A 24,717-nucleotide genomic window follows, 5' to 3' on the forward strand; every position below is an offset into this window, starting at 1 on the left:
GAATGTATATGCGAAATGAGAAAGGGTTTACATTAATTGAAATGTTAATTGTGCTAATGGTTATCACAATTTTAATTTTAATTACGATTCCAAATGTGACAAAACATAACAGCATGATTAACAACAAAGGGTGTTCGGCTTTTATAAAAATGGTTCAGTCTCAAGTGAAAGCGTACGAAATGGAATACGGAACAATCCCGACTGTGCAACAATTAGTAGATAGAAAATATATTGAGAGCAACCGTTGCCCAAATGGAAAAGAGATCGTTATTACAAATGAAGGAGACGTTTTAGAAGGTGAATGAACGAGGGTTTACGCTTGTAGAAATGTTGATCGTTCTTTTTATTGTCACAACGATCATGGTTTTTACCGTTCCACCGCTTCAACAAACGTTAGCTGAGCGGCAGTTACAATATTTTTTAGAACAGTTTAGTAACGATATGTTATATGCCCAACAATATGCGATTAGTCGAAAGAAAACGGTAGCGATTATGTTTTATTTCGATGTATGTCGCTATCAAGTAAAAGAAGGTGGGACGTTTGGGAAGGAGTTAATCGCTCGTTCCTTCCCTTCCCCTTTTCGATTTCAAATGGCTACACTATCTCCACCGTTGTTTTATTATCCAAATGGCAATATCAATAAGGCGGGAACATTGCTTGTTGCGTATGGAAGCAAAAAATATAAAATCGTTTTTCAATTAGGGAAAGGGCGATTGTATGTACAAAAATTGTAAAGGTTTTACATTTTTTGAACTGCTTATTTCGCTTAGTGTGTGGAGTGGGGTAATCGTTATGATCATCGCTCATTGGACAATCATTATGATAGAGCGAGAAAACAAAAAAGCGGAAACGATCGCCAATCAAATTTTATATGAGGTGATGATGAACGAGCAGATTGGAAACGAAACGGTCGTGGTGCGAGGTACACATACATTTTCACTGTTTATGCGTTCAAATGAGCAATGTGTGCGCTGGGAAGATAGGTTGAAACGAACAAAAGAAAGATGTGAGTCGTTAGGACAATGATTCAAAAAGAGAAAGGATTCACATTAATCGAAATACTCATGTCTCTTATCGTTTTGTTCATCATTTTATCTTTATTGACACCCGCATTTCATCTAGCAGCAAACTATACAGCCAAACGTGGAAACTTTCACTATTTTGAATGGCTTGTTTTTATTCAACAAGCAAAAATGGAACTAAGGGAATCGAAAGATGTTCGTATATACGGAACGACGATTCAATTCGATAAATGGACAGGGGAGCGCGTAACGTATGAAAAGTACGGAACGATCATTCGTCGACGTGTGAATGATACCGGTCATGAAATTATGCTTCAGTTTATTCAACAAATATCATATGAAAAAGAGGGAGCAGGCATCCGTATTCGTGTATTGACAGACAAGGGGGATGCATATGAAGCGTTCATTCCATCTTTTCGTTCGCTTGAAACATGAACGGGGAGTTGTTTTTCCCTTTACCGTCATGTGTGCGTTATTCATGAGCGCTCTTTTTTTGCATGCTGTTGCATTGTATCATACGGAAATACAATTTTTTGAAGAAGAAAAGAAATGGTACGAAGCAGATTACTTAATGAAACAAGCGCTTATTTATGTGAAACAAACGCTTGCCAGTACACCAGAAAACGTGTCATCATTAACCCAAACGGTTTCATTTGTTCATGGGCAAGCAACATATCGTGCAACACGTATTGAGCCTGATGTATGGTCTGTAACTGTATCGTGCATAACGAATGCACAATTTCGTTACGACGTCCAATTTCAATTCGATGCTTCAACAAACAACATATCAGTGTGGCGAGAAGCATACTAGAAGGGAGAGGGAACATGAAAGCGATTTATTTAACAGGATTTATGGGAGCAGGAAAGACGACAGTTGGTAGACGTTTAGGAGAAGTATTGCAATTGCCTGTGATTGACACAGATGCATATATTGAACAGCAAGTCGGAAAAACGATTACAAAGATTTTCGCAGAAGAGGGGGAAGAGACGTTTCGAGCGTATGAACGAGACGCATTAAAGAAGCTTCCAAAGGAACATGTGATTATTACAACAGGTGGCGGGATTGTCATTCAAGAAGAAAATCGTCAATTTATGCGCGAGCATGGAATCGTCATCTATTTGCATTGTGAGCTAAATGAATTGTTTCGGCGTTTAGCTGATGATGAGACCCGACCGTTACTGATGGGAAATAAACAAAAGCAAATGAAACAGCTATTTGAACAGCGTCTTCCGTTTTATCAAGAAGCGCATATGACCATTGATACAACAAATCGCACAATAGATGACATCGTAGAAAACATCGTCTCCTTGCTTAAAACGCCTCGTTTTTGACGATACTAGCATCGAGGTGATGAACGATGGCAGGAAACGATTATGTGAAATTTATGACCGAACAAGTCGTAAAATATTTAGACCAACCGAGAGACGAACGAAAAAAACAAAGACAACAAAAAAAAGAGTTTAAAAAACAACAAAAGCAACCGTTTTTATATCGCTGGTTCGGCGTCATTCCGTATGCTGTTATCCTTTTGTTTAAGCGAAAATAAGGCTCACGTTAGCCTTATTTCGCTTGCAAATAAAATAAACCGCCATTGATAATGGATATGTGAATTCTCGGTTCATACCTTTGTCGCAATGCTTCTTTTTCTTTTTCATATTCTTCTCGTTTTTCCTCTATTCCTTCGTAAAAATGTTGCAATAATGCTAGTTCTTCTTTCCAGCGTGCTCGCGCTTCATCCGCCCAATGATGTGTTTCAGACGAGATGAGACGCTCCACAAAAGCTTCAAGTCGGGCAAGTCCGCTCAGCGGTTTAATAAGTGGAGAAATGGTAAAACAGTAATCAGGGACTGTTGCCGTCCACTGTTTTTCTTTTAACACGTCGTAAAATGATTCAATAATCGTTCCACTAATGAGATGAATACCTAACGATAATAAACGATCTTGTTTTCGATCACACTCATAAGAGAGCAATATGTTTGTATGAAGCCACGGATGAAGCGCAACAGAACGTTCACATACTTGTTCATAAAGGCGAACGAATCGTCCGTTCATTTTGGCGATTGAAAAAATTTGGTGAAGCCGCGGTGAACCGAAATGAATATATTCCCCTTCTTTCGTAGCTGATTGTCTTGTCATAAGCGATAATTGCAGTGGTTCACCTATGGCTCCGATGCGTTCAACATAATGCCAATAAAAAGGACGATTCATTAATTGTTTATCCATATCGACGGTAAGTTGAACGCGTATATGACCATCACTATGTTCTAAAATTGGGCAATGGGTAGCGGTAAAAAAACGTTCGAGAAAAGATTGAATGTCATGTTGCTGCATGTACATTATCCTCCATATTTGCAAAAATTTCTACAAAATTTTGTATTTTAATTTTTAGCTCTCCTTCGCTTTTCGACTGAGCAATTATGCGTTCTAAATGATTTGAAAATGTAGGAGATTGTAATTTCATTAAAATATCATCTAACTCACCAACGACTCGTTCAAATAGTTGAATTTTTTCGTACAATAACGTAAACATATGTTCTTCAATCGTATTGCGCACGACAAAATTATAAATGTGGACATCTTTCGTTTGTCCGAGACGGTGGACGCGCCCGATTCGTTGTTCAAGACGCATCGGGTTCCATGGTAAGTCGTAGTTAATGACATGATGGCAAAATTGCAAGTTAATCCCTTCCCCTCCTGCCTCAGTTGCGATCAACACTTGTGCGTGATGTTGAAACAACTCTTTCATCCAATCTTTTTTACTTCGTTTAAACCCACCGCGAAACGGCACAGAAGAAATGCCGTGCTGTTTAAAAAACCATTGCAAATACAACTGTGTGGCGCGGTATTCTGTAAATACAATAACTTTATCGTTTATTGTTTGAATAAGCTCTAACGCTTTTTTCGCTTTTGTATGGTCGGTGATGTCGTTCATTTTTTGCAACAATGCCCCGATTGTCGTTTCGAGATGAGGTTTTTGTTCAAACATGTTTTTCAACGTGCAAAAAAGTGCTTCTTTGCTGCTACATATTTCACGCAACAATGTCATATGTGACAGCGATGTATCTGAAAAATGAGTCTTCAACTGTTGAATCGTTTCATATACATTTCGCTCCGCTTCCGAGAAATCAATAAAAAACGTTTCAACGTGCCGTTTTGTCCACTCAATACCTGTATCATGGCGACGATGACGAATCATTACCTTGCGAATGAGCTCTTTTAAATGGGCGTCATCGTGTAATGTCCGCAATTTTCCGTACTTTTTTTGAAATTGTTCGGCATTTCCTAAATGTCCTGGTTTCAGTAGAGAGACAAGATGAAAAATTTCCTCTACACGATTTTGAATCGGTGTTGCTGTCAATAGCAAACAAAACTTTTTTTTCAGTCCTTGAACAAATTCATAGTTTTTTGTTTTATTGTTTTTTAACTTATGTGCTTCGTCAATGATGACCATATCGTACGTTTGTCCATAAATGATGTCTCGGTGTGGTTGTTTTTTTGCCGTATCAATGGATGAAACAACAATGTCACATTGTTCCCATACGTAACTTTTCCTTTGGGCAACAGCAGGAATAAAAAATTTCTCGTTCAATTCTTGCACCCATTGTGACACGAGAGAGGCTGGAACGAGAATAAGCGCCTTCTGCACAAGTCCACGAATCATATACTCTTTTAAAATCAATCCTGCTTCAATCGTTTTCCCGAGTCCAACTTCATCAGCTAAGATGGCTTTTCCGTTCATTTGTTCAACGACTTGACGGGCAACGTCGTATTGATGGGGTAAAATGGTGACATGTGGTAAATGATTTGGCGCTTGTAGCCCATCAAATTGAGGGATAGCTAACGATTTCGTTGCTTCAAGCGCCAACTCATATAATTCCCAATTTGACCACGGGCCGTCACGTTCAATACGTTTGGCAAATTCATCTTTCCAGCTTCTCTCCCAATGCATGGTGATGTTCATCAAGCATCCCTCATTTTCCGAACATTTTTGTTTAAAACTAAATAAACTTACGTATTTTATTTATAAAAAGGTATTGCGACAAATGAGAAGTTATAAGATAATAAAAAACGTAAGAAAGTTTGTAAAATTCCTTCATTGATGTGTTCACATATAGTGTGGCACAAGAATGACAATTGTATACGGGCGGATGAGAACAAGGGGAGAGACTACAGCACGTAGCGCCGAAGGAGCAAGTGGCAACACGAATCTCTCAGGCAAAAGAACTCTTGTTTGACGCAGCTCTGGAGAGCGTTCACAAACGTGAACCACCCACGAGGACACCTAATTACTCTTAGGGAAACTTTCAGGTGAAAGGACAGAGACTACCATATGACAATATGGGGGTCGTCTGTCTTTTTTTTATGAACAAGGAGGGAGCATATGTTACAAAGAACACCGCTATTTCCTCTGTATGCAGAGTATGGCGCAAAAACGATTGATTTTGGTGGCTGGGAGTTGCCTGTGCAATTTTCTAGCATTAAAGAAGAACATGAAGCTGTACGAACGCGTGCAGGGTTATTTGATGTGTCCCATATGGGCGAGTTTGAAGTGAAAGGAAAAGATAGTCTTGCTTTTTTACAAAAAATGATGACAAACGACGTTGCGAAGTTAACGGACGGTCGCGCCCAATACACGTTGATGTGTTATGAAGATGGGGGAACCGTTGATGATTTACTTGTTTATAAAAAAGCGGACGATCATTATCTTCTCGTCGTAAACGCTGCCAATATCGGGAAAGATTTTGCTTGGCTTTCTGAGCATGTTGTTGGGGATGTCGAACTTGTCAATATTTCAAACGATATTGCGCAACTTGCGCTACAAGGCCCACTTGCAGAAAAAGTATTACAGCAATTAACGACGGTCGATTTATCTACGATGAAGTTTTTCGCTTTTGCAGATCATGTTGATGTTGCAGGAGTTCAAACGCTCGTGTCCCGAACAGGATATACAGGAGAAGACGGATTTGAGCTATATTGTCGAGCAGAAGATGCCCCAACGCTTTGGCGCGCCATTTTAGAAGCAGGAAAAGAAGAAGGGGTACTTCCGTGCGGGCTCGGTGCACGCGATACACTTCGTTTTGAAGCATGCTTGCCACTATATGGACAAGAACTGGCCAAAGACATTACCCCAATTGAAGCAGGGCTTGGATTTGCAGTAAAAACGAATAAAGATGTCGACTTTTTCGGAAAAGAAGTATTGAAGAAGCAAAAAGAAGAAGGAGCGCCACGGAGACTTGTCGGAATCGAAATGATTGACAAAGGCATTGCGCGTCACGGATATGCGGTGTATGTCAACAATGAGCAAATTGGCTTCGTCACGACCGGAACACAATCGCCAACGCTTAAAAAAAATATCGGACTAGCGCTTATTTCTACTGCGTTTTCGGCACTTGATACGGAAGTAGAAGTAGACGTTCGTGGGAAGCGGTTAAAAGCAAGAGTGGTGGCAACACCGTTTTACAAGCGTACAAAATAATGTGAGGAGAGAGAGTTATGCTTCATCGTTATTTGCCGATGACAGAAGAAGATAAGCAGCAAATGTTACAAACGATCGGGGTACAGTCCATTGACGAATTGTTTTCTGACATCCCGGAAAGCGTCCGTTTTCAAGGAGAGTACAACATTAAGCCGGCAAAATCAGAACCGGAGTTAATGAAAGAATTAATGGCACTAGCGGAAAAAAATGCGGATATGAAGACACACACGTCGTTTTTAGGAGCAGGGGTGTACGATCATTACATTCCGACGATTGTGGATCACGTCATTTCACGTTCCGAGTTTTATACGGCATATACACCGTATCAACCAGAAATTTCGCAAGGGGAATTGCAAGCCATTTTCGAGTTTCAAACGATGATTTGCGAGCTAACAGGCATGGATGTGGCAAATTCATCGATGTACGACGGTGGAACAGCGCTAGCAGAAGCAGCGTTATTAAGCGCGGCGCATACGAAAAAGAAAAAAGTGTTGTTATCAAGCGCGGTGCATCCAGAATACCGCGACGTCGTGAAAACATACGCGAAAGGTCCTAGGCTAGAGGTAGTAGAAATACCGTACAAAAACGGTGTAACGGATGTGGACGCCTTGCAAAAAGAAATGAATGAAGACGTCGCGTGCGTCATCGTGCAATATCCAAACTTTTTCGGGCAAATCGAGCCGCTAAAAGACATCGAGCCAATCGCTCATGCGCATAAAGGAATGTTCGTTGTCGCCAGCAATCCGCTTGCATTAGGGGTATTAACGCCGCCAGGCCAATTCGGGGCGGACATCGTCGTTGGCGATGCGCAGCCGTTTGGTATTCCAACGCAATTTGGCGGCCCGCATTGCGGCTATTTTGCGGTGAAATCAGCGCTCATGCGCAAAATTCCGGGACGTCTTGTCGGACAAACGACAGACGAAGAAGGTTGCCGCGGTTTTGTGTTGACATTACAAGCACGCGAGCAACACATTCGCCGCGACAAAGCAACATCGAATATTTGCTCGAACCAAGCGTTAAACGCGCTTGCAGCGTCGGTGGCAATGACTGCGCTTGGTAAAAACGGTGTAAAAGAAATGGCAACGATGAATATTCAAAAAGCACACTATGCAAAAGAGACGTTTGTCAATCATGGATTTGATGTCGTATTCACAGGACCGTTTTTTAACGAGTTTGTCGTTCGCATGAACAAGCCGGTAGCAGAAATAAATAAAAAGCTGTTGGAAAAAAGAATCATTGGTGGCTATGATCTCGGGCGTGATTATCCAGAACTACAAAATTGTATGTTAATTGCAGTGACGGAACTACGCACGAAAGAAGAAATTGACATGCTTGTAAAAGAATTGGGGGATTGTCATGCATAAAGACCAACCGCTTATTTTTGAATTAAGTAAGCCAGGGCGAATTGGGTATAGCTTACCGAAGTTAGATGTGCCAGCCATTGATGTCGCAAAAGTCATTCCAACTGACTACATTCGAGAAGAAGCACCAGAACTCCCAGAAGTGTCGGAGCTTGATATTATGCGTCATTATACAGCGTTGTCCAAGCGCAATCATGGGGTCGATTCCGGCTTTTATCCGCTTGGATCTTGTACGATGAAATACAATCCGAAAATAAACGAAAATGTTGCCCGCTTCGCTGGATTTGCTCACATCCATCCGCTTCAGCCGGAAGAAACGGTGCAAGGGGCGCTTGAACTCATGTATGACTTACAAGAGCATTTAAAAGAGATTACCGGCATGGATGCGGTGACGTTGCAGCCAGCTGCAGGTGCACATGGCGAATGGACAGGACTGATGATGATTCGCGCCTATCATGAAGCGAATGGCGATTATAATCGCACAAAAGTCATCGTCCCAGATACGGCTCACGGTACGAATCCTGCTTCGGCTACGGTCGCAGGGTTTGAGACGGTGACGGTGAAATCGACAGAAGAAGGGCTTGTGGATTTAGACGATTTACGCCGTGTCGTCGGCCCGGATACAGCGGCATTGATGCTCACCAACCCGAATACGCTTGGCCTTTTTGAAGAAAATATTTTGGAAATGGCCAAAATTGTCCACGATGCAGGTGGAAAATTGTATTACGACGGCGCGAACTTAAATGCGGTGTTAAGCAAAGCACGCCCTGGCGATATGGGCTTTGACGTCGTGCACTTAAACCTTCATAAAACGTTTACTGGTCCACACGGTGGCGGTGGCCCTGGCTCAGGTCCTGTCGGCGTGAAGGCGGATCTCATTCCGTTTTTACCGAAGCCAACGGTGGAAAAGGGAGAAAACGGCTACTATTTCGACTACGATAGACCACAAGCGATCGGGCGTGTGAAGCCGTTTTATGGAAACTTTGGCATTAACGTTCGTGCGTATACGTATATTCGTTCGATGGGGCCGGATGGCTTAAAAGCAGTGACAGAATATGCGGTATTAAACGCCAACTATATGATGCGCCGATTGGCTGAGTATTACGACTTGCCATACAACCGTCATTGCAAACACGAATTTGTTTTGTCAGGAAAGCGACAAAAGAAATTAGGGGTACGTACGCTTGATATTGCGAAGCGTTTGCTTGATTTTGGTTACCATCCGCCGACAATTTATTTTCCGCTCATCGTCGAAGAGTGCATGATGATCGAGCCGACCGAAACTGAGTCAAAAGAGACGCTCGATGCATTTATTGATGCGATGATTCAAATCGCAAAAGAAGCGGAAGAAACGCCAGAAATCGTCCAAGAAGCACCACATACAACGGTCGTCAAGCGTTTAGATGAAACGACGGCTGCTCGCAAACCAATTTTGCGTTACCAGAAGTAAAACAAAAGGTGCCAGGCGTGTTGGCTTGGCACCTTATTTTTTCTTTACTTTTCCTGTCCACATTTTAAATCCGCCTTTTAAATGGTATAAATCCCGATAGCCGTTGCGATACAACATTTGTGCCGCGCGACTGCTACGTATTCCACTTTGGCAATATAAATAAATCGGTTGATCTTTACGCAATTCTTTCATGCGTAAACGTAATTGAGAAAGCGGAATGTTACGAGCTCCTAAAATATGACCTGCCGCGTATTCATCTGGTTCACGCACGTCGATGAGTTGTGCTTTTCGATAGCCTGCGCGAAACTCTTCTTCCGTCAACGTTTGAACGATTCGCTTTTGGTAAAAGTATGTAATGACCGCGTACACAATAATTGCTCCGAGAATAATAAGAGCGATTGTCATGATGCCTCCTCCTTTTTTCATCGTTGCCATGTCTATTATATAAATGTTTTAGGCAAGAAGCAAAGCATTTTCCATTGACTTATTATGTTTGTTACACTATAAAATGATAGAGGAAAGGGTGGAGTAGATGGAAAAAGAAGTATGGCGATTTATTGATTCAGGCAATTGTTCTCCAGCGTTTAATATGGCGCTTGATGAAGCGTTGTTAGAATGGCATAGCGAAGGAAAAATTCCGCCGACGATTCGTTTTTACGGTTGGAATCCACCGACGCTTTCGATTGGCTATTTTCAAAAAGTCGAAAAAGAAATTGATATGGAAGCAGTCAAAAAGTATGGTCTTGGTTTTGTTAGACGTCCAACCGGGGGACGCGGTGTGCTTCATGACCAAGAGTTGACGTATAGCGTTATCGTGTCTGAATCGCATCCAGCTATGCCACAAACGGTGACGGAAGCGTATCGTGTCATTTCACAAGGTATTTTAGAAGGATTTCGCTTTCTAGGGCTTGATGCGTATTTTGCGGTGCCAAAAACAGAAGAAGAAAAAGCAGATTTAAAAAATCCGCGCTCGGCTGTTTGTTTTGATGCACCGTCTTGGTATGAGCTCGTTGTCGAAGGAAGAAAAGTGGCAGGAAGCGCCCAAACAAGGCAAAAAGGAGTCATTTTACAACACGGATCGATTTTACTAGATTTAGACGAAGACATGCTCTTTAGTCTATTTAAGTATCCGAATGAAAGAGTGAAAGAACGATTAAGGCAAAACTTTAAAAACAAAGCAGTCGCCATTAATGAATTAACGGATCGAAACATTACGATCAATGAGGCGAAAGAAGCATTTTTCAAAGGATTTGAAAAAGGGTTAAATGTTCAGCTTGAACGATATGAATTAACAGATGATGAGCTTTTCTACGTTCAGCAACTAGCGAAAAACAAATACGAAACAGATGAATGGAATTTTAAACGGTAAATTTTTTTCTTGACAAATAAAAAATACTTGACTTAATTATCAATATGTAGTATGTGTTTTTAAAAAAATCATACTACATATTGATTTTTTTATTGATTCTTGTTGTCGATATATGGTAGTTTAATGTAGTAAGATTATGTTGGTAGAGGAGAGGTAAAAATGACGGTTGCGTTTTCTGAAAAAATGACGGTGAATGTGGACAAGTTGAATGAAGACATTCGTATGTTTCCACAAGTGCACCCGATTACTCCTGAGATGCACATTACATATAAGGGTGTATCGCGTTTAGTGATGCTCGATCGCTATTCGTTTAAAGACACGGAAAAGTTGACGTTAAGCGTCGGAGATTTTGTCGTTTTAACCGTGAAGGAAGATCCGAAGTTTCCAGCGCGTGGCCTTGGATTTATCGTTGAGCTGGACTGGGAAAATAAAAAAGCACACGTGCTCGTTGAAGAAGAATATCGTCATGTGTTGGAAGGAGAGGAAGCGAAAACAGGTATTGTTGTTCGTTCCCTCGATGTCATTGAAAAGCCACTCGAAATTTTTTATGAACAAATTGCGAAGCGGAACGCAACCGGGCTAGCCGCTGTTGAAAAAACAGAAGAAAAAAGAAAAGAGTGGTTTGAAAAGTTTTATGAACAGCTCGTCAGCCTGAATTTTGTTCCAGCTGGACGCGTACTGTACGGAGCAGGTTCTGGGACAGAAGTGACGTACTTTAACTGTTACGTCATGCCGTTTGTGAAAGACTCTCGCGAAGGCATTTCTGAACATCGAAAGCAAGTGATGGAAATTATGAGCCGCGGTGGCGGTGTAGGAACGAACGGTTCGACTCTTCGTCCACGCAATACACTTGCGCGCGGAGTGAACGGAAAATCGTCCGGATCGGTGTCATGGCTAGACGACATTGCAAAACTAACCCATCTTGTCGAACAAGGTGGCTCCCGTTAAAGTAGTGCCATTGGCGGGAGTAAAATCTCGCGAATTGCTGGAACCCCCTAAAGCCAATTGAACCACAACGTAGCTGGCAACGGCAAGCGTGACGGTGTAAAAATCAATTGGATGGAACAATGGGCGACCAGCAGCCAAGCATCTCTGGAAACGGAGATGAAGGTTCAACGACTATTGAAACTTCCTACAGTTCTCCATACAATGAATGTAATAAATAAAAATGTTTGGAGTGAGGGGAACCATGGAAGGAGTAAATCGTAACACTCGACAACGAGGTTACGAGGCGCGAGACAAAGAAGAGATATTGAAAAAAGCAAAAGATCTCCATAAAGAAGGATATAGCCAAGTTAAAATAGCCAAAATATTAGGTGTAAGTAGGGGAACTTTAAGAAGATGGAATGAAGAAACGAAAATGTTTGAAATCAGAAATCCTGGGGAAGCAGGTAAATTAGCTAACAAAAAATATAATTATTGTGAAAATTATTTCTCTGATATAAAAACTCCGAATCAAGCATATTTAGTTGGCTATATCTTAGGTGATGGCACAATTTTTGATCGTAAAAAATCAAAGCGCCTTGTCTTAACTTTAGCAGAAGAAGATAGACAATTGATTTACGATATAGCAAAAGAATTAAACATGCAAGAGGCGATCAAGTTTAGAAAAAGAAATGCACCTAATGAGCAAAACAAATATTCATTAACTATTAATTCTACAAAAATGTGTAATGATTTGATAAGATTAGGAATAACCCCTAAAAAAACCGGAAGTGAAACTTGGATAGAATTTAATAGCGATGAACTGCAATGGTGCTTCTTGCGTGGAGTATTTGATGCTGATGGAAACATAAGGGTATATAAGAGATATTACAAAAAAAGGGATAAAAGCTATTTAAAAGCACGATTTGGTATCACCGGATCGAGAAAATTGTTAGAAGGGGTATTAAAATTTTTGAAATCTAAAGGTATTGCAAAAAATGTCCAGGCATTGACTGAAAAGGAAGGATGTTTTGACCTTCACATATCTAGTATTAACGATGTGAAAAAATTGTTTCATCACCTTTATCAACATGGAGATATAAAATTGAATAGAAAATATGTGATATTCTCTTCTTTGATGATATAGTCTGATCTCCGTTCGAAAGACGGAGAGCTAGGCAGAAATGACCTAGCCCACTCAAATGAGTGAGTAACAAGTTGCGTGGCGCACAAATGATTATGTTAGCCGATTGGCATCCGGACATTATTGAATTCATCATTTCCAAAATGCAAAATCCGCGCATTTTACGCTATTTACTTGAAAATACGGAAGACGAAGGCATTCAAAAAGCAGCGAAAGAAAAATTAAAGTTTACGCCGCTTACCGAACAAGAGCGCGCGATGTATCAAGGAATCGTCAACTATAAAAACATCCCAGGATACGGGGGTTTTAGCGAAAAAATTATTAAAGACGCGGAAGAAAAGTTGCGGACAGGCGGTACGTATAGCGTGCATAATCCGGACTTTTTAACAGGAGCGAACATTTCTGTTTGCTTAACGAAAGAGTTTATGCAGGCAGTAGAAAACGATGAAGAATACGAATTGCGCTTTCCAGATGTTGAGACGTATTCGGAAGAAGAAATGCGCATCTACAACGAAAAATGGCATGAAGTCGGCGATGTACGTGAATGGGAGAAAATGGGTTATCGCGTTCGCGTCTATCGGAAAATTCGCGCGCGCGAGCTATGGAAGCTCATCAACATTTGCGCAACGTATTCTGCCGAACCGGGTATTTTCTTTATCGACAACGCCAACGACATGACGAATGCAAGAGCGTACGGACAAAAAGTAGTCGCAACAAATCCGTGTGGTGAATAGTTTGCCTCACGTAAAAAACTGCGGAATGAAGCAGGAACCCTGAGATGGGAACCTGAACCGAAGGCTGAGCCTAAAAACTCAGTCAGGGGCAACGCATACGGAGTGAACCTGTCTAAAAAGGCAGAATATAATCTCCGCAAGAGGCCGCAGCATTACACACGCTTTTCGCAAGGACGGTGTACTGCCGGATGAATAGGGGATATGCCGGATTTTACAGAGGTTTTTATTTGAGAAGTTCTTATGAATATGCATATGCCAAATATTTAGATTATCATTCAATTCAATGGGGCTACGAGGATCAAGTTTTTGATCTAGGTTATAGGTTATATAAACCAGACTTCTTTATTTACGATAATAATGGGAATGTTTGCAGAATAGTGGAAGTTAAATCAAGGAACAAGAAGGAGATAGAAAAGGCTTTAAATGATTTAACTGAAATTCATCGTAAATATGGCATTGAATGTGAGCTAGTTTCTTATGAGAAACTGCGAGTAATCTATGAACATTTGCCTTTTACGTTGACGGGTACTATCGAAGAGCGTGTGTAATGAAAACGTATGCTGAGCTAACGGGAAATGAACCGTTAGAGCTATCGGATAAAAAGCCGATAGGGTAACATAAGCTGGAACAACCACTCGCACCTTATTCTGTGTGCAATTTAGCCGCGATTAATTTGGCAAATATGGTCGATAAAGAAAAGAAGGTCGTTGATTATGAAAAATTAAAGCGTACGGTTGAAGTTGGCGTCCGTATGCAAGATAACGTTATTGACGCAACCCCGTATTTCCTTGAAGAAAATAAAAAGCAAGCGCTTGGGGAGCGTCGCATCGGTCTTGGCGTCATGGGACTAGCTGACTTACTTATTTATTGTGAAAAAGAGTATGGCTCCAAAGAAGGTAATCAGTTAGTTGATGAACTGTTTAAAACGATCGCGACAACGGCATACCGCGCGTCGATTGAGCTTGCGAAAGAAAAAGGAAGTTTTCCGTTTTTAGTCGGTGAAACAGAAGAAGAAACGATGAAATTGCGCGAAGCGTTCATTCACACCGGTTATATGAAAAACATGCCGGACGATATTCGCCAAGATATTTTAAAATACGGCATTCGCAACTCGCATTTGCTGACCGTGGCTCCGACGGGTAAGTAGTTGCCCCCTGTATTTGTAAAAATACAGTGAAAACTCGGCTATATGCGGGGAAATCTGGCGTATCTCTTGCTACCTGTGCCTTGCCAGCACATGAAAGAGGTAAAAATGCAAGAGTGTTGGATTATCCTACCAGACAATCCGCAGGGAAGTCGTGGCTGACCCCTCAACGACTACACGCCGAGCAACCAAATCTCGCGACAGGAACACCTGTTCTGTTTTATAATAATCATATTAGGACAGAAAAGGAGAGATGTTCCTGTGAAGAAAAAATGTCTTAATTGCGATGAAGAAATTTATGTAAAGCCTAGTCACTTTGAAAGAAAAAAGTTTTGTTCCCGATCTTGCAAAACAGAGTATCAAAAAAAGAATCCACCATTATTTTGGAAAAAGATGAGTAAAAAAGTTAAAGTTTTTTGCTCGTTTTGTGGAGGGGAAATGCTTCGAAAGCCTTCTATTATTCAAAAAAATAATTTTTGTAATAAACAATGTAGGAGAATGTATCTAATACAGAACGCCCATCAAATTAATCAACATTTGAGAAAACGTGTCGAAAAAATTTGTGAAACTTGCGGAAAAACGTTCGATGTCCCAGAAAATCGAAAATTAAGCGCAAAATATTGTTCGAGAACATGTCTAGGCAAAGCGAACGGTGAAAGAGGAAAAGTTCAATATAAAAAGCGAATTATTGTCACATGTAATAATTGTGGCAAAAAAATCGAGAAAAAACCTTCTGTTGTTAGAAACCTTAATTTCTGTTCTGTGCATTGCATGGGTGATTATTATGAAAGAACTAGGATGTTCTCTGGAGAAAACAATGGTGCTTGGGCAGGGGGAGATATAGAATATTATGGGCCAAACTGGAGAGCTCAGCGCAGGAAGGCTAGGGAACGTGATAATTTTACTTGTCAAGATTGTGGAATAACAGAAGCTGAATATGGACGTGAATTATCAGTTCATCACATTATACCATTTAGGGCTTTCAACGGTGATTGGGAAAAGGCGAATGAATTATCTAATTTAATTACCTTATGTGAGTATCCTTGTCATCGCAAAAGACATTCACAGGAGATTTGGTTGAAGATATAGTCTGACCCATATGGCGACATATGGAGCGGGTAGCAATATCGTACCTGCCTTCTGTCCAATATGTATGGATAGAAGTAACATAAGTGAGTACCGGAACCATGATCGGCGTGTCCACAGGGCTAGAACCATATTTTTCGTTTTCTTATTATCGAAGTGGTCGTCTTGGTAAGTTTATTGAGGTAAAAGCGGATATCGTCCAAGAATATTTGGACAAACATCCAGAAGCAGATCCAAATAACTTGCCGCATTGGTTTGTGACAGCGATGGATTTATCGCCAGAAGCTCATGCAGACGTGCAATGCATCATCCAACGCTGGGTTGATTCTAGCCTCTCGAAAACAGTGAATGCCCCGCGAGGCTATACGGTTGAGCAAGTACAAAAGGTGTATGAGCGGTTATGGCGAGGTGGTGCAAAGGGCGGCACAGTTTATGTCGATGGTAGCCGTGACGCGCAAGTATTGACACTAAAAGCAGAAGAAAATGTGGTCGAGGAGCAGCTTGAATTAATTCCAGAAGAGCCGAAAAAACGAGCGGTGGCGCTTGTTGAAACGATTCCAGATTTGCGCGCAACGGACGTCACGATCGGTTCAGAAGTCGGCAACATTTGCCCGGTATGCCGCGAAGGAACGGTCGAAGAAATCGGCGGCTGCAACACGTGCACAAGTTGCGGAGCGCAATTAAAATGTGGTTTATAATGTAAAAAGGGACGGAAAAATCCGTTCCTTTTTTCTTTTATGCCGGATAACAAAAATTGCATTTCATCACCTCATAACAATCAACTATACTAACATTGAGGTGATTGGATGAATCCATTTATTCCTCAGCTTGTTTATTTTGAACGTGAGGCGCTTGACTACCCTCTTGGGCAAGACGCAACACGATTGCATGACACGATCCAATCCTATATTGAACAATTTTTTCCTGAAGCAACGATTGAATATTTTACGTAAATAGTTGTCATGCTTGGTAAACATGTTATAATCATAATGATTACGGATGTTTGTTTAGGAGGGAAACGTATGCCAACACCAAGCATGGAAGATTATATTGAGCAAATTTATATATTGATTGAAGAAAAAGGATATGCCCGTGTATCAGATATTGCCGAGGCATTGTCCGTTCATCCCTCCTCTGTGACGAAAATGGTGCAAAAACTCGATAAAGACGAATATTTAGTATACGAAAAGTACCGTGGACTTGTCCTTACACCAAAGGGCAAAAAAATCGGCAAGCGGCTTGTGTATCGCCATGAGCTACTGGAACAATTTATGCGTCTCATTGGTGTAGATGAAGAAAATATTTATCGCGATGTTGAGGGAATTGAACATCATTTAAGCTGGAATGCGATTGATCGCATTGGCGATTTAGTACAATATTTTGAAGAAGATCGGTCACGTCTTGAAGCGCTTCGCAACATTCAAAAACAGAACGAGCAAGAACAGGCATAAACGCTTGTTCTTTTTTTTGTTTTTTTATGCTCAACTCTTCTCGTTTTTCATACATATATGGCGAGGAGGGAAGAGGATGGAGATTGACGGTGTGTTTTCCGGTGGTGGCGTCAAAGGTTTTGCGCTAATTGGAGCATATGAAGCGATTGAGGAAAAAGGTTTTCGCTTTAAACGGCTTGCTGGTACGAGCGCAGGAGCGCTCATTGCTTCGTTTATTGCAGCGGGATTTACAAGCAAGGAAATCGTGGACATGATGGAAGAGATGAATTTAATGGACTTTCTCGATGAGCGACATACAATCATTCCGTATGCATGGTTAAAATGGCTCGTCCTTTATTGGAAAATGGGGTTATATAAAGGAGAAAAGCTTGAACGATGGATCGCCGAGCAGTTAAGTAAAAAAGGCGTGTACACGTTTGCTGATTTGCCACATGAACGATTGCGCGTCGTCGCTTCCGATTTAACGAATGGGACAATGCTTATTTTGCCAGATGACTTGCCGAAATATGGCATTGATCCTCTCCGCTTTTCCGTCGCAAAAGCAGTAAGAATGAGTGTCGGTATTCCTTATTTTTTTGAGCCTGTGCGGTTAAAGACGGACGAAGGGAAGCATATTGTCGTTGATGGTGGTTTACTAAGCAATTTTCCGATTTTTTTATTTGATGAAGAACGAAAAAAGAGACCTGTTCTTGGTATCAAATTGAGTGCAAAACAGGCACAAAAAGCAAAAAAGAAAATTAATAATGCGATTGAGTTGTATGAAGCGTTGTTTCAAACGATGCGCGAGGCGCACGATGAACGATACATTTCCCGTCGTCATGAGAAAAACATTATTTTTCTCCCTATCAAACACGTCGTTGCCACAGATTTTTCAATGACCGATGAAGAAAAAAAGAAACTTATTTCGTTTGGAAAAGAACGGGCAGAGCAATTTTTAAAAACATGGACATATTAAAAAGAAAAAATCGGGTTAAAAAGAAGCCCGATTTTTTTTCTTTCCTTTTTTGCCCTCAATGACTGTTAAATGAGTGGCATGTTTTTTCTTTAAAGCGGTTGGGCGCGTTTGTTTTTTCGACGTCGGCTTTGTTTTTTGATGGTGGAGCTTTTTCGATTGTTTTACCGCTTTTTGATATGAGTGATTAGAGCGCTGTCTTTGCATCCATTTATATATGCTGTAAAAGACAGCTACAACAAACACGATAAAAAATATTTGTTTCAACAACTGAATTGGATCGTTCCATAGTCGATAAGAAAACCCGAAAATAGCAAATACAATAAGCAACGTGATAAGCGGGAATGGGCGCCGACGCAATCGATCCACCTCCTTTATCATTACACCACTTCTTCTTGCTGTTTCGTCGCTTCTCCCTCTAACTCAAGCAACCGTTGAAATGATGCGATCGCTACTTCTACTTGATCATTAGTCGGTTCTTTTGTTGTTAATAGCTGCAACCATAAGCCTGGGTAACCGAGCCAACGTAACACCGGGACGTCTCGTAACGCATTTGTCATTTGCAACACTTCAAAAGACAAACCTAACACGACTGGAATAAGCGCAAGTCGGTTTAACACGCGTACCCAAAGCGGTTCGGTTGGAACGAACATGTAAACGAATACGCCAATGATGACAGTAAATAAAATGAAGCTGCTACCGCAACGATAATGAAGACGAGATTGTCGTTGTACGTGCTCAACGGTCAATGGCAAACCATTTTCGTAGGCATTAATTACTTTATGTTCAGCTCCATGATATTGAAACAGTCGTTTGACAAGTGGAGTGAGTGAAATAAAATAAATATAGCCCAAAAGCAAAAGAAGTTTAAAAAAGCCTTCAACAAGTATTTGTGCCGTTTTCGACGGGAAAATCGGTCTCGTTAATTCAGCTAAAAATACAGGAATGAGTGTGAAAATAAATTTTCCGAATAAAAACGATAATACCCCAATAAGCGCAACGCCTAAAATCATCGTCCATTTGGACGGTGCTTCGGTTTGCAACGTTTCATCTTCGTTCGGATCGAGATCGTATCGTTCGCTAGAAAACTGCAAATGTTTTGATCCGTTTGCACTTGCTTCAATAATGGCAAGGATGCCGCGAAGAAACGGAATTTTTTTTAACGAGGAAAGCGTTTTGTTTGCTTGACGTGGAACATGAAAATATTCAATCGAACCGTCTTTGCGACGAATGGCTGTGACAGAATGATGACGTCCAGCAAACATGACACCTTCAATGACCGCCTGCCCACCATATACGTTTTTGCTCATAAGAAGACACCAACCTATTTTCTTTTTTCTTATATTCTACAAGAAAACGATAAAAACCTCTAGGTCGATGTATCGTTTGTATTCGTATTGTTTCCAAAAATGAGAAACGATACACATGAGATGCAACATTTTGGACAAGATAAAAACGGAGGTGATTGCTGTGCAAACAAAAATGAAACAAGATGCACAACTAGAACAAAACAAAAGAGAAAAGCCAATGCCTGTTTTAGCAAAAGTTGCATTGATTGGTTTTATTGGAGGTGTGTTTTGGAGTTTCCTCGCATACTGTGCTTATTTTTTCCGTTTTACAGAAGTAGCGCCAAATTTCATTTTGCAACCATGGGCAATCGGTGATTGGAAAAACGGAGCGCTCGGTCAGACGATTGCGATTTTGTTCATTGGGATTGCTTCTGTCGTTGCCGCGTTTGTATACTATGCTTTTTTAAAAAATCGTCAAGGTATTTGGCCAGGCGTCGCTTTCGGCATCGGGTTATGGGTGCTTGTTTTTTACGTATTAAATCCGATTTTTCCTCAATTAAAAGCTGTTCCACAACTTGAGCGAAATACAGTTGTCACGATGGTATGCTTTTACATTCTATATGGAATGTTTATCGGTTATTCCATTTCATTCGAAGTAGCAGAGATGAGGCGACAAAAACAGGCCGATGTGGTAAAATAACCATATGTATTTTCATCAGCAAAGGGGGGAGAGGGGGAATGGTTCGATTCCTCCTTTTAAACGGTCCGAACTTAAATCGTCTCGGCATGAGGGAGCCACACATTTATGGGCATACGACACTTGCACAACTAGAAAAACAGCTAACGGAATTTGCTAGTGAATATGAAGTAGAGTTAACGTGCTATCAAAGCAATTATGAAGGCGCGTTAATTGATCAAATTCATCGGGCGGAGTCGTTATATGACGGGATCATTTTCAATCCCGGAGCGTTTACGCATTACAGTTATGCCTTGCGTGATGCAATTGCAAGCATACAAACGCCAGTCATCGAAGTACATATTTCAAATATTCACGCAAGGGAGCCGTTTCGTCATCATTCTGTCATCGCTCCCGTAACAGCTGGGCAAATTGTCGGTCTTGGCGTAAACGGATATCGATTGGCGATTTTAGCGTTGCTTGATATAGTTGAAGGGAAGGGGAAATAACGTTGGATAAATTACAAAAGCTTCGCGCGCAATTTAATGAACATGGCATTGACGGATTTCTCATTACAAATGAATATAACCGTCGCTATATGACGAATTTTACAGGAACGGCAGGTGTTGTTTTAATTAGCGAAACAGACGCCGTATTTATTACAGATTTTCGCTACGTTGAACAAGCGACAAGACAAATTGAAGGATATGAAATTGTGCAACATACGCAGACGCTCATTGAAGAAGTGGCGAAACAAGTCGAACGATTAGGCATTCAAAAGCTCGGATTTGAACAAGACGATCTTTCATATGCAACGTTTTCAGCATATGAAAAAGCGATTAAAGCAACGCTTGTTCCTGTTTCCGGCGCGGTTGAAAAGTTACGCTTGATTAAGTCGGAAGCAGAGATTAAGATATTAAAGGAAGCAGCCGAGATTGCCGATGCCGCATTTCGCCATATTCTCGATTTTATTCGCCCAGGTGTGCGTGAAATAGATGTGGCGAATGAGTTGGAATTTTTTATGCGCAAACAAGGAGCGACAAGTTCATCGTTTGACATCATCGTTGCTTCTGGTGTGCGTTCAGCATTGCCACATGGGGTGGCGACAGAGAAAGTCATCGAAAAAGGTGAGCTCGTCACGCTTGATTTTGGCGCATATTATAAAGGATATTGCTCTGATATTACGAGAACGGTTGCAGTTGGAGATGTAAGCGACGAGTTAAAGCGCATATATGATGTCGTACTGCAAGCCCAGCTTCGTGGTGTTGAACACATTCGCCCAGGGATGACAGGACGAGAGGCAGATGCGCTCACACGTGATTACATTTCTGCTTGTGGATTTGGCGAATACTTTGGGCATTCTACTGGTCATGGTCTTGGCATGGAAGTGCATGAAATGCCGGCACTTTCGATGCGTTCGGATACAGTACTACAGCCGGGAATGGTTGTGACGGTCGAACCGGGCATTTACATAGCGGGATTAGGCGGTGTTCGCATTGAAGATGACATCGTCATTACAGAAAACGGCAATGAGCGGCTCACTCTTTCACCAAAAGATCTCATTACTTTATAGACATAGGAGGAAACGAACATGATTTCAGTAAACGATTTTCGTACAGGCTTAACGATTGAAGTCGACGGTGACATTTGGCGCGTCATCGAATTCCAACATGTGAAACCAGGAAAAGGGGCGGCGTTCGTTCGCTCAAAACTTCGTAACTTGCGCACAGGTGCAATTCAAGAAAAAACGTTCCGCGCAGGTGAAAAAGTAAGCAAAGCACAAATCGACAACCGCAAAATGCAATATTTATACGCAAACGGCGATCAACATGTGTTCATGGATATGGAATCATACGAGCAAATTGAACTACCTGCGAAACAAATTGAACATGAATTAAAGTTTTTAAAAGAAAACATGGAAGTATTTATTATGATGTATCAAGGCGAAACGATTGGTGTCGAATTGCCAAACACCGTTGAGTTAAAAGTTGTTGAAACAGAGCCAGGTATTAAAGGTGATACAGCATCAGGTGGTTCTAAACCAGCAACGTTAGAGACAGGTCTTGTCGTTCAAGTACCGTTCTTCGTCAACGAAGGCGATGTATTAATTATTAACACAACAGACGGCACATACGTATCACGTGCATAATAAAAAGTAATCGTCCTGCAAAAAAAGCAGGGCGATTTTTTATTTGTACATCCCCCACAAATTTTCCTCTCTATACTTCTGAATTGTCTCATTTCTGCATACGTTGTACTAGCACTGTTGTACAAGGAGGATGCGATGAAAACTGATGCAACGGTTTGGACGATGGCAGGGTTACGTTTTTTATCTGCAGCAATTGAGTTAAGCGCAGCGATCGTTATGTTGTCGTTCAACGACGTAAAAAAGGCGCTTGCGGTCAACACATTGCTTGCGGTTGTCGGTCCGACGATTTTTTTCGTTGTCATGATGATTGGGCTTGTGGCAGTAGCGAATGAGCTATCATTATTTAAGCTCGCATGGATCGGCGCTGGAGTTGTATGTATATTGATCGGTATTTATGTCGTGAAATGAGGGGGGAAGAGAATGCAAGCAGTGTTGAATATATTGCCTAAAACGCTTGTTGATGCCATTCAATCGTTTTCTATTTTTCCCCGGTCTACGATTGAAGAAATTCGCATTCGTATTCATCGGCCGCTGGAAGTCATTGCTGGTGGGAGGTCGTACATATGTCCGCATGTTGTACAAACGGAAGAAGGTGTCGAACTATTAAATAAACTAAGTCAATATTCTCTTTACACAATCGAGGAAGAGTTAAAAAAAGGCTACATCACGATTCAAGGTGGGCATCGCGTCGGTTTAGCCGGAAAAGTGATTGTAGAAGACGGAAAAGTAAAAGCGATTCGACATATTACGTCATTTAACATCCGAATGGCCCGTCAACAAATCGGCATAGCTGAGCCACTTCTTCCTTACTTATACGACGGACGATGGATGAATACGATCATCATTGGCGCACCTCAAACAGGAAAAACAACACTCCTTCGTGATATTGCGCGCATCGTCAGTAGTGGAGTGACAGAGCAACATATTGCTCCTCGAAAAGTTGGCATTGTCGATGAACGATCAGAAATTGCCGGTTGTGTCAAAGGCATTCCGCAATTTACATTCGGATGCCGTGTCGATGTGCTCGATGCATGCCCAAAAGCAGAAGGGATGATGATGATGATTCGTTCGATGAGCCCGGACGTTCTTGTTGTCGATGAAATTGGAAGCGAAGCGGATTGTACGGCTATTTTAGAAGCGGTTCATGCAGGAGTTGGCTTATTTATGACAGCGCACGGTCGCCATTTGGACGATTTAATGAAGCGTCCATCGCTGCGTCCGATTATAGAACAAGCTGTATTTGAGCGCTTTGTTGAATTGACGAATATCGGACGTCCTGGGACGATTCAAGCCATTCGCGATTCAAGCGGTCGCGACGTATATCGAAAGATGAGTGTGATGTAAATGAAATGGATCGGAGCATTATGCATCATATTAGCAACGACATGGTCCGGTTTTGAAGCATCGCGACTTTTACGAGAGCGTACAAAACAGTTGCGTCAGTTAAAAATGGCGTTACAGGCGCTTGAAGCAGAAATTATGTACGGGCATACACCGTTAATAGACGCCTCCCTTCGCTTATCCCAGCAACTATCGAAACCGTTGTCATGGTTGTTTGAATCGTTTGCGCAAAAGTTGCAAAAAGGAACGATGAACGCACGTCAAGCTTGGGAAGAAAGTTTACATGAAATATGGAAAATGACCGCTTTAAAAGAAGGGGAATTGGAAATTATGAAGCAGTTTGGCGAGACGCTTGGACAGTACGATCATGAAATTCAACAAAATTACATTCGCTTAACGATGGTGCATTTAGAGAGAGAAGAAGGGGATGCCATTGAAAAACAACAGCGCTATGAAAAAATGATGAAAAGTTTAGGCGTGTTAACGGGCATTCTCATCGTGCTTTTACTCATGTAGAGGAGGACATTCAAAATGGGCGTTGACGTTGATTTAATTTTTCGCATTGCTGGTGTAGGCATTGTCGTTGCTTTTTTGCATACGGTGTTAGAAGGATTCGGAAAAAAGGAATATGCTCAATGGGTTACATTACTAGGGTTTATTTATATTTTATTTTTAGTTATTTCGATCGTCCAAGACTTATTTCAAAAAATTAAATCCGTTTTTTTGTTTCAAAGTTAGGAGGGAATACCCATTGATATTTTACAAATTGTTGGACTTGGATTGATTGCCACGTTTTTAGTGACGATTTTAAACGAACATAAGTCGAATATTTCGCTTTTGCTGACTGTGTTTGTCGGAACAGTTATTTTTTTATTCTTAATTGATCGCATCCAAGACATTTTTCGCATGGTTCAAACGTTAGCGAATGAAGCACACGTTCAAACGGTGTACGTTGAAACGATTTTGAAAATTATTGGCATTGCCTATATTGCGGAGTTTGGTGCACAAATTTCAAAAGATGCAGGACAGGGAGCGATTGCGGGAAAAATTGAACTTGGTGGGAAAATTTTAATTTTAGCGATGGCCATCCCAATTTTAACTGCTCTAATCGAAACCATTTTGAGTTTTCTTCCGATGAAGGGGTGAT

Annotated in this window: 31 protein-coding genes, 4 pseudogenes and 1 riboswitch; of the genes and pseudogenes, 30 read left to right on the plus strand and 5 right to left on the minus strand. The window is 41.2% G+C overall.

Annotated elements, in window-relative coordinates:
• Window positions 1-8 precede the first annotated feature (8 nt).
• From comGC to NSQ23_RS05350, 7 genes are read left to right on the plus strand one after another with little or no spacing between them, the layout of a single operon-like run.
• Window positions 9-305, plus strand: a complete 297-nt coding sequence (gene comGC, locus NSQ23_RS05320; protein WP_339173533.1) for a competence type IV pilus major pilin ComGC — start codon at window positions 9-11, stop codon at window positions 303-305.
• Window positions 298-735: a competence type IV pilus minor pilin ComGD gene (gene comGD / locus NSQ23_RS05325; protein WP_339173535.1), complete on the plus strand. Its 438-nt coding sequence runs from the start codon at window positions 298-300 to the stop codon at window positions 733-735. Before comGC ends, comGD begins: the two co-directional genes overlap by 8 nt.
• Window positions 719-1,027, plus strand: coding sequence for a competence type IV pilus minor pilin ComGE (comGE, locus tag NSQ23_RS05330; RefSeq protein ID WP_339173538.1), 309 nt, complete (start codon window positions 719-721; stop codon window positions 1,025-1,027). The genes comGD and comGE overlap by 17 nt, the downstream gene beginning before the upstream one ends.
• Window positions 1,024-1,458: a competence type IV pilus minor pilin ComGF gene (gene comGF, locus NSQ23_RS05335; protein WP_004889548.1), complete on the plus strand. Its 435-nt coding sequence runs from the start codon at window positions 1,024-1,026 to the stop codon at window positions 1,456-1,458. Before comGE ends, comGF begins: the two co-directional genes overlap by 4 nt.
• Before the next feature lie 43 nt (window positions 1,459-1,501).
• The gene (gene comGG / locus NSQ23_RS05340; protein ID WP_339173541.1) at window positions 1,502-1,834 is read left to right on the plus strand and encodes a competence type IV pilus minor pilin ComGG; all 333 of its coding nucleotides are present in this window, start codon (window positions 1,502-1,504) and stop codon (window positions 1,832-1,834) included.
• Window positions 1,835-1,848: 14 nt separating this feature from the next.
• Window positions 1,849-2,355, plus strand: a complete 507-nt coding sequence (locus tag NSQ23_RS05345) for a shikimate kinase (protein WP_004889550.1) — start codon at window positions 1,849-1,851, stop codon at window positions 2,353-2,355.
• A 26-nt stretch (window positions 2,356-2,381) separates the two neighbouring features.
• The gene (locus tag NSQ23_RS05350; protein WP_004889551.1) at window positions 2,382-2,570 is read left to right on the plus strand and encodes a YqzE family protein; all 189 of its coding nucleotides are present in this window, start codon (window positions 2,382-2,384) and stop codon (window positions 2,568-2,570) included.
• A gap of 14 nt (window positions 2,571-2,584) precedes the next feature.
• Here NSQ23_RS05350 and NSQ23_RS05355 read toward each other — a convergent pair whose 3' ends face one another.
• Together NSQ23_RS05355 and NSQ23_RS05360 are read right to left on the minus strand one after the other, a co-directional pair.
• Window positions 2,585-3,355, minus strand: a complete 771-nt coding sequence (locus NSQ23_RS05355; RefSeq protein ID WP_339173543.1) for a YqhG family protein — start codon at window positions 3,353-3,355, stop codon at window positions 2,585-2,587.
• Window positions 3,342-4,985, minus strand: a complete 1,644-nt coding sequence (locus NSQ23_RS05360; RefSeq protein WP_339173545.1) for an SNF2-related protein — start codon at window positions 4,983-4,985, stop codon at window positions 3,342-3,344. The genes NSQ23_RS05355 and NSQ23_RS05360 overlap by 14 nt, the downstream gene beginning before the upstream one ends.
• A 187-nt stretch (window positions 4,986-5,172) precedes the next feature.
• Window positions 5,173-5,261, plus strand: a riboswitch (glycine riboswitch).
• Window positions 5,262-5,405: 144 nt separating this feature from the next.
• On the opposite strand from NSQ23_RS05360, the gene gcvT reads away from it, so the two are divergent.
• The 3 genes from gcvT to gcvPB are packed head-to-tail and all read left to right on the plus strand — an operon-like array spanning window position 5,406 to window position 9,311.
• Entirely contained in the window at window positions 5,406-6,500 is a 1,095-nt protein-coding gene (gcvT, locus tag NSQ23_RS05365) for a glycine cleavage system aminomethyltransferase GcvT (RefSeq protein WP_192948265.1), read from the plus strand.
• A 17-nt stretch (window positions 6,501-6,517) separates the two neighbouring features.
• The gene (gcvPA, locus tag NSQ23_RS05370) at window positions 6,518-7,864 is read left to right on the plus strand and encodes an aminomethyl-transferring glycine dehydrogenase subunit GcvPA (protein WP_339173548.1); all 1,347 of its coding nucleotides are present in this window, start codon (window positions 6,518-6,520) and stop codon (window positions 7,862-7,864) included.
• A complete protein-coding gene (gene gcvPB / locus NSQ23_RS05375; RefSeq protein WP_339173550.1) occupies window positions 7,857-9,311 on the plus strand; it encodes an aminomethyl-transferring glycine dehydrogenase subunit GcvPB in 1,455 nt (484 codons plus the stop codon). The genes gcvPA and gcvPB overlap by 8 nt, the downstream gene beginning before the upstream one ends.
• Before the next feature lie 33 nt (window positions 9,312-9,344).
• On the opposite strand, the gene NSQ23_RS05380 is transcribed toward gcvPB, so the two are convergent.
• Window positions 9,345-9,716, minus strand: coding sequence for a rhodanese-like domain-containing protein (locus NSQ23_RS05380; protein WP_035019487.1), 372 nt, complete (start codon window positions 9,714-9,716; stop codon window positions 9,345-9,347).
• 127 nt (window positions 9,717-9,843) lie between these two features.
• On the opposite strand from NSQ23_RS05380, the gene NSQ23_RS05385 reads away from it, so the two are divergent.
• The 11 genes and pseudogenes from NSQ23_RS05385 to NSQ23_RS05435 all read left to right on the plus strand — a co-directional run bounded on the left by NSQ23_RS05385 (window position 9,844) and on the right by NSQ23_RS05435 (window position 18,118).
• The gene (locus NSQ23_RS05385; RefSeq protein WP_006317987.1) at window positions 9,844-10,680 is read left to right on the plus strand and encodes a biotin/lipoate A/B protein ligase family protein; all 837 of its coding nucleotides are present in this window, start codon (window positions 9,844-9,846) and stop codon (window positions 10,678-10,680) included.
• 159 nt (window positions 10,681-10,839) lie between these two features.
• Window positions 10,840-11,625 (plus strand): annotated as a pseudogene (locus NSQ23_RS05390) (ribonucleotide reductase N-terminal alpha domain-containing protein); the annotation flags it as partial.
• Between the two features lie 244 nt (window positions 11,626-11,869).
• Entirely contained in the window at window positions 11,870-12,751 is an 882-nt protein-coding gene (locus tag NSQ23_RS05395; protein ID WP_339173552.1) for an LAGLIDADG family homing endonuclease, read from the plus strand.
• Window positions 12,752-12,825: 74 nt separating this feature from the next.
• A pseudogene (locus NSQ23_RS05400) lies at window positions 12,826-13,479 on the plus strand (ribonucleotide-diphosphate reductase subunit alpha); the annotation flags it as partial.
• A gap of 230 nt (window positions 13,480-13,709) precedes the next feature.
• Complete coding sequence (locus tag NSQ23_RS05405) at window positions 13,710-14,030, plus strand: hypothetical protein (RefSeq protein WP_339173555.1); 321 nt, start codon at window positions 13,710-13,712, stop codon at window positions 14,028-14,030.
• A 77-nt stretch (window positions 14,031-14,107) separates the two neighbouring features.
• Window positions 14,108-14,623, plus strand: a pseudogene (locus NSQ23_RS05410) (ribonucleotide-diphosphate reductase subunit alpha); the annotation flags it as partial.
• A 264-nt stretch (window positions 14,624-14,887) separates the two neighbouring features.
• Window positions 14,888-15,715: an HNH endonuclease gene (locus tag NSQ23_RS05415; protein ID WP_309138128.1), complete on the plus strand. Its 828-nt coding sequence runs from the start codon at window positions 14,888-14,890 to the stop codon at window positions 15,713-15,715.
• Between the two features lie 86 nt (window positions 15,716-15,801).
• Window positions 15,802-16,410, plus strand: a pseudogene (locus tag NSQ23_RS05420) (ribonucleotide-diphosphate reductase subunit alpha); the annotation flags it as partial.
• Window positions 16,411-16,518: 108 nt separating this feature from the next.
• Window positions 16,519-16,665 (plus strand): hypothetical protein, encoded by a 147-nt coding sequence (locus NSQ23_RS05425; RefSeq protein ID WP_339173559.1) that lies wholly within the window; start codon window positions 16,519-16,521, stop codon window positions 16,663-16,665.
• Between the two features lie 69 nt (window positions 16,666-16,734).
• Window positions 16,735-17,163 carry a transcriptional regulator MntR gene (gene mntR / locus NSQ23_RS05430; protein WP_009373920.1) on the plus strand — a complete coding sequence of 143 codons (429 nt, stop codon included), beginning with the start codon at window positions 16,735-16,737 and terminating at the stop codon, window positions 17,161-17,163.
• Between the two features lie 76 nt (window positions 17,164-17,239).
• Window positions 17,240-18,118 carry a patatin-like phospholipase family protein gene (locus tag NSQ23_RS05435; protein WP_339173562.1) on the plus strand — a complete coding sequence of 293 codons (879 nt, stop codon included), beginning with the start codon at window positions 17,240-17,242 and terminating at the stop codon, window positions 18,116-18,118.
• A gap of 15 nt (window positions 18,119-18,133) precedes the next feature.
• On the opposite strand, the gene NSQ23_RS05440 is transcribed toward NSQ23_RS05435, so the two are convergent.
• Together NSQ23_RS05440 and NSQ23_RS05445 are read right to left on the minus strand one after the other, a co-directional pair.
• Window positions 18,134-18,475: an SA1362 family protein gene (locus NSQ23_RS05440; RefSeq protein WP_339173565.1), complete on the minus strand. Its 342-nt coding sequence runs from the start codon at window positions 18,473-18,475 to the stop codon at window positions 18,134-18,136.
• A gap of 20 nt (window positions 18,476-18,495) precedes the next feature.
• The gene (locus NSQ23_RS05445; RefSeq protein WP_339173567.1) at window positions 18,496-19,425 is read right to left on the minus strand and encodes a DUF1385 domain-containing protein; all 930 of its coding nucleotides are present in this window, start codon (window positions 19,423-19,425) and stop codon (window positions 18,496-18,498) included.
• A 115-nt stretch (window positions 19,426-19,540) separates the two neighbouring features.
• Here NSQ23_RS05445 and NSQ23_RS05450 point away from each other — a divergent pair, with 115 nt between their 5' ends.
• The 9 genes from NSQ23_RS05450 (at window position 19,541) to spoIIIAD (ending at window position 24,716) form a co-directional block, all read left to right on the plus strand.
• Entirely contained in the window at window positions 19,541-20,104 is a 564-nt protein-coding gene (locus NSQ23_RS05450) for a YqhR family membrane protein (RefSeq protein ID WP_004889579.1), read from the plus strand.
• A 38-nt stretch (window positions 20,105-20,142) separates the two neighbouring features.
• Entirely contained in the window at window positions 20,143-20,589 is a 447-nt protein-coding gene (aroQ, locus tag NSQ23_RS05455; RefSeq protein ID WP_064220663.1) for a type II 3-dehydroquinate dehydratase, read from the plus strand.
• 2 nt (window positions 20,590-20,591) lie between these two features.
• Complete coding sequence (locus NSQ23_RS05460; protein ID WP_192953977.1) at window positions 20,592-21,653, plus strand: Xaa-Pro peptidase family protein; 1,062 nt, start codon at window positions 20,592-20,594, stop codon at window positions 21,651-21,653.
• Window positions 21,654-21,671: 18 nt separating this feature from the next.
• Window positions 21,672-22,229, plus strand: coding sequence for an elongation factor P (efp, locus tag NSQ23_RS05465; RefSeq protein ID WP_003394108.1), 558 nt, complete (start codon window positions 21,672-21,674; stop codon window positions 22,227-22,229).
• Window positions 22,230-22,364: 135 nt separating this feature from the next.
• On the plus strand, window positions 22,365-22,637 hold the full coding sequence (locus NSQ23_RS05470) for a YqhV family protein (RefSeq protein ID WP_004889585.1): 273 nt from the start codon (window positions 22,365-22,367) through the stop codon (window positions 22,635-22,637).
• Window positions 22,638-22,649: 12 nt separating this feature from the next.
• On the plus strand, window positions 22,650-23,573 hold the full coding sequence (spoIIIAA, locus tag NSQ23_RS05475) for a stage III sporulation protein AA (RefSeq protein ID WP_339173573.1): 924 nt from the start codon (window positions 22,650-22,652) through the stop codon (window positions 23,571-23,573).
• Window positions 23,574-24,086 (plus strand): stage III sporulation protein SpoIIIAB, encoded by a 513-nt coding sequence (gene spoIIIAB / locus NSQ23_RS05480; protein WP_004889588.1) that lies wholly within the window; start codon window positions 23,574-23,576, stop codon window positions 24,084-24,086.
• A gap of 15 nt (window positions 24,087-24,101) precedes the next feature.
• On the plus strand, window positions 24,102-24,308 hold the full coding sequence (gene spoIIIAC / locus NSQ23_RS05485) for a stage III sporulation protein AC (protein ID WP_004889589.1): 207 nt from the start codon (window positions 24,102-24,104) through the stop codon (window positions 24,306-24,308).
• A 6-nt stretch (window positions 24,309-24,314) separates the two neighbouring features.
• Entirely contained in the window at window positions 24,315-24,716 is a 402-nt protein-coding gene (gene spoIIIAD, locus NSQ23_RS05490) for a stage III sporulation protein AD (RefSeq protein ID WP_268915724.1), read from the plus strand.
• Window position 24,717 lies beyond the last annotated feature (1 nt).

It is taken from the genome of Anoxybacillus sp. FSL W8-1294, from assembly GCF_037965005.1.
GTDB classification, from domain to species: Bacteria; Bacillota; Bacilli; order Bacillales; family Anoxybacillaceae; genus Anoxybacillus; species Anoxybacillus flavithermus_G.

Excerpts from the sequence above, each read along its gene's own strand:
- gcvPA (WP_339173548.1), top strand. The coding sequence starts at position 6,518 with ATGCTTCATCGTTATTTGCCGATGACAGAAGAAGATAAGCAGCAAATG.
- NSQ23_RS05450 (WP_004889579.1), top strand. The coding sequence starts at position 19,541 with ATGAGATGCAACATTTTGGACAAGATAAAAACGGAGGTGATTGCTGTG.
- comGG (WP_339173541.1), top strand. The coding sequence starts at position 1,502 with ATGAGCGCTCTTTTTTTGCATGCTGTTGCATTGTATCATACGGAAATA.
- NSQ23_RS05385 (WP_006317987.1), top strand. The coding sequence starts at position 9,844 with ATGGAAAAAGAAGTATGGCGATTTATTGATTCAGGCAATTGTTCTCCA.
- comGE (WP_339173538.1), top strand. The coding sequence starts at position 719 with ATGTACAAAAATTGTAAAGGTTTTACATTTTTTGAACTGCTTATTTCG.
- aroQ (WP_064220663.1), top strand. The coding sequence starts at position 20,143 with ATGGTTCGATTCCTCCTTTTAAACGGTCCGAACTTAAATCGTCTCGGC.
- NSQ23_RS05470 (WP_004889585.1), top strand. The coding sequence starts at position 22,365 with ATGAAAACTGATGCAACGGTTTGGACGATGGCAGGGTTACGTTTTTTA.
- comGF (WP_004889548.1), top strand. The coding sequence starts at position 1,024 with ATGATTCAAAAAGAGAAAGGATTCACATTAATCGAAATACTCATGTCT.
- gcvT (WP_192948265.1), top strand. The coding sequence starts at position 5,406 with ATGTTACAAAGAACACCGCTATTTCCTCTGTATGCAGAGTATGGCGCA.
- mntR (WP_009373920.1), top strand. The coding sequence starts at position 16,735 with ATGCCAACACCAAGCATGGAAGATTATATTGAGCAAATTTATATATTG.
- NSQ23_RS05395 (WP_339173552.1), top strand. The coding sequence starts at position 11,870 with ATGGAAGGAGTAAATCGTAACACTCGACAACGAGGTTACGAGGCGCGA.
- NSQ23_RS05360 (WP_339173545.1), bottom strand. The coding sequence starts at position 4,985 with ATGAACATCACCATGCATTGGGAGAGAAGCTGGAAAGATGAATTTGCC.
- comGC (WP_339173533.1), top strand. The coding sequence starts at position 9 with ATGCGAAATGAGAAAGGGTTTACATTAATTGAAATGTTAATTGTGCTA.
- spoIIIAC (WP_004889589.1), top strand. The coding sequence starts at position 24,102 with ATGGGCGTTGACGTTGATTTAATTTTTCGCATTGCTGGTGTAGGCATT.
- efp (WP_003394108.1), top strand. The coding sequence starts at position 21,672 with ATGATTTCAGTAAACGATTTTCGTACAGGCTTAACGATTGAAGTCGAC.
- NSQ23_RS05350 (WP_004889551.1), top strand. The coding sequence starts at position 2,382 with ATGGCAGGAAACGATTATGTGAAATTTATGACCGAACAAGTCGTAAAA.
- NSQ23_RS05355 (WP_339173543.1), bottom strand. The coding sequence starts at position 3,355 with ATGCAGCAACATGACATTCAATCTTTTCTCGAACGTTTTTTTACCGCT.
- NSQ23_RS05345 (WP_004889550.1), top strand. The coding sequence starts at position 1,849 with ATGAAAGCGATTTATTTAACAGGATTTATGGGAGCAGGAAAGACGACA.
- NSQ23_RS05435 (WP_339173562.1), top strand. The coding sequence starts at position 17,240 with ATGGAGATTGACGGTGTGTTTTCCGGTGGTGGCGTCAAAGGTTTTGCG.
- NSQ23_RS05445 (WP_339173567.1), bottom strand. The coding sequence starts at position 19,425 with ATGAGCAAAAACGTATATGGTGGGCAGGCGGTCATTGAAGGTGTCATG.
- spoIIIAA (WP_339173573.1), top strand. The coding sequence starts at position 22,650 with ATGCAAGCAGTGTTGAATATATTGCCTAAAACGCTTGTTGATGCCATT.
- gcvPB (WP_339173550.1), top strand. The coding sequence starts at position 7,857 with ATGCATAAAGACCAACCGCTTATTTTTGAATTAAGTAAGCCAGGGCGA.
- NSQ23_RS05380 (WP_035019487.1), bottom strand. The coding sequence starts at position 9,716 with ATGACAATCGCTCTTATTATTCTCGGAGCAATTATTGTGTACGCGGTC.
- spoIIIAB (WP_004889588.1), top strand. The coding sequence starts at position 23,574 with ATGAAATGGATCGGAGCATTATGCATCATATTAGCAACGACATGGTCC.
- NSQ23_RS05425 (WP_339173559.1), top strand. The coding sequence starts at position 16,519 with ATGAATCCATTTATTCCTCAGCTTGTTTATTTTGAACGTGAGGCGCTT.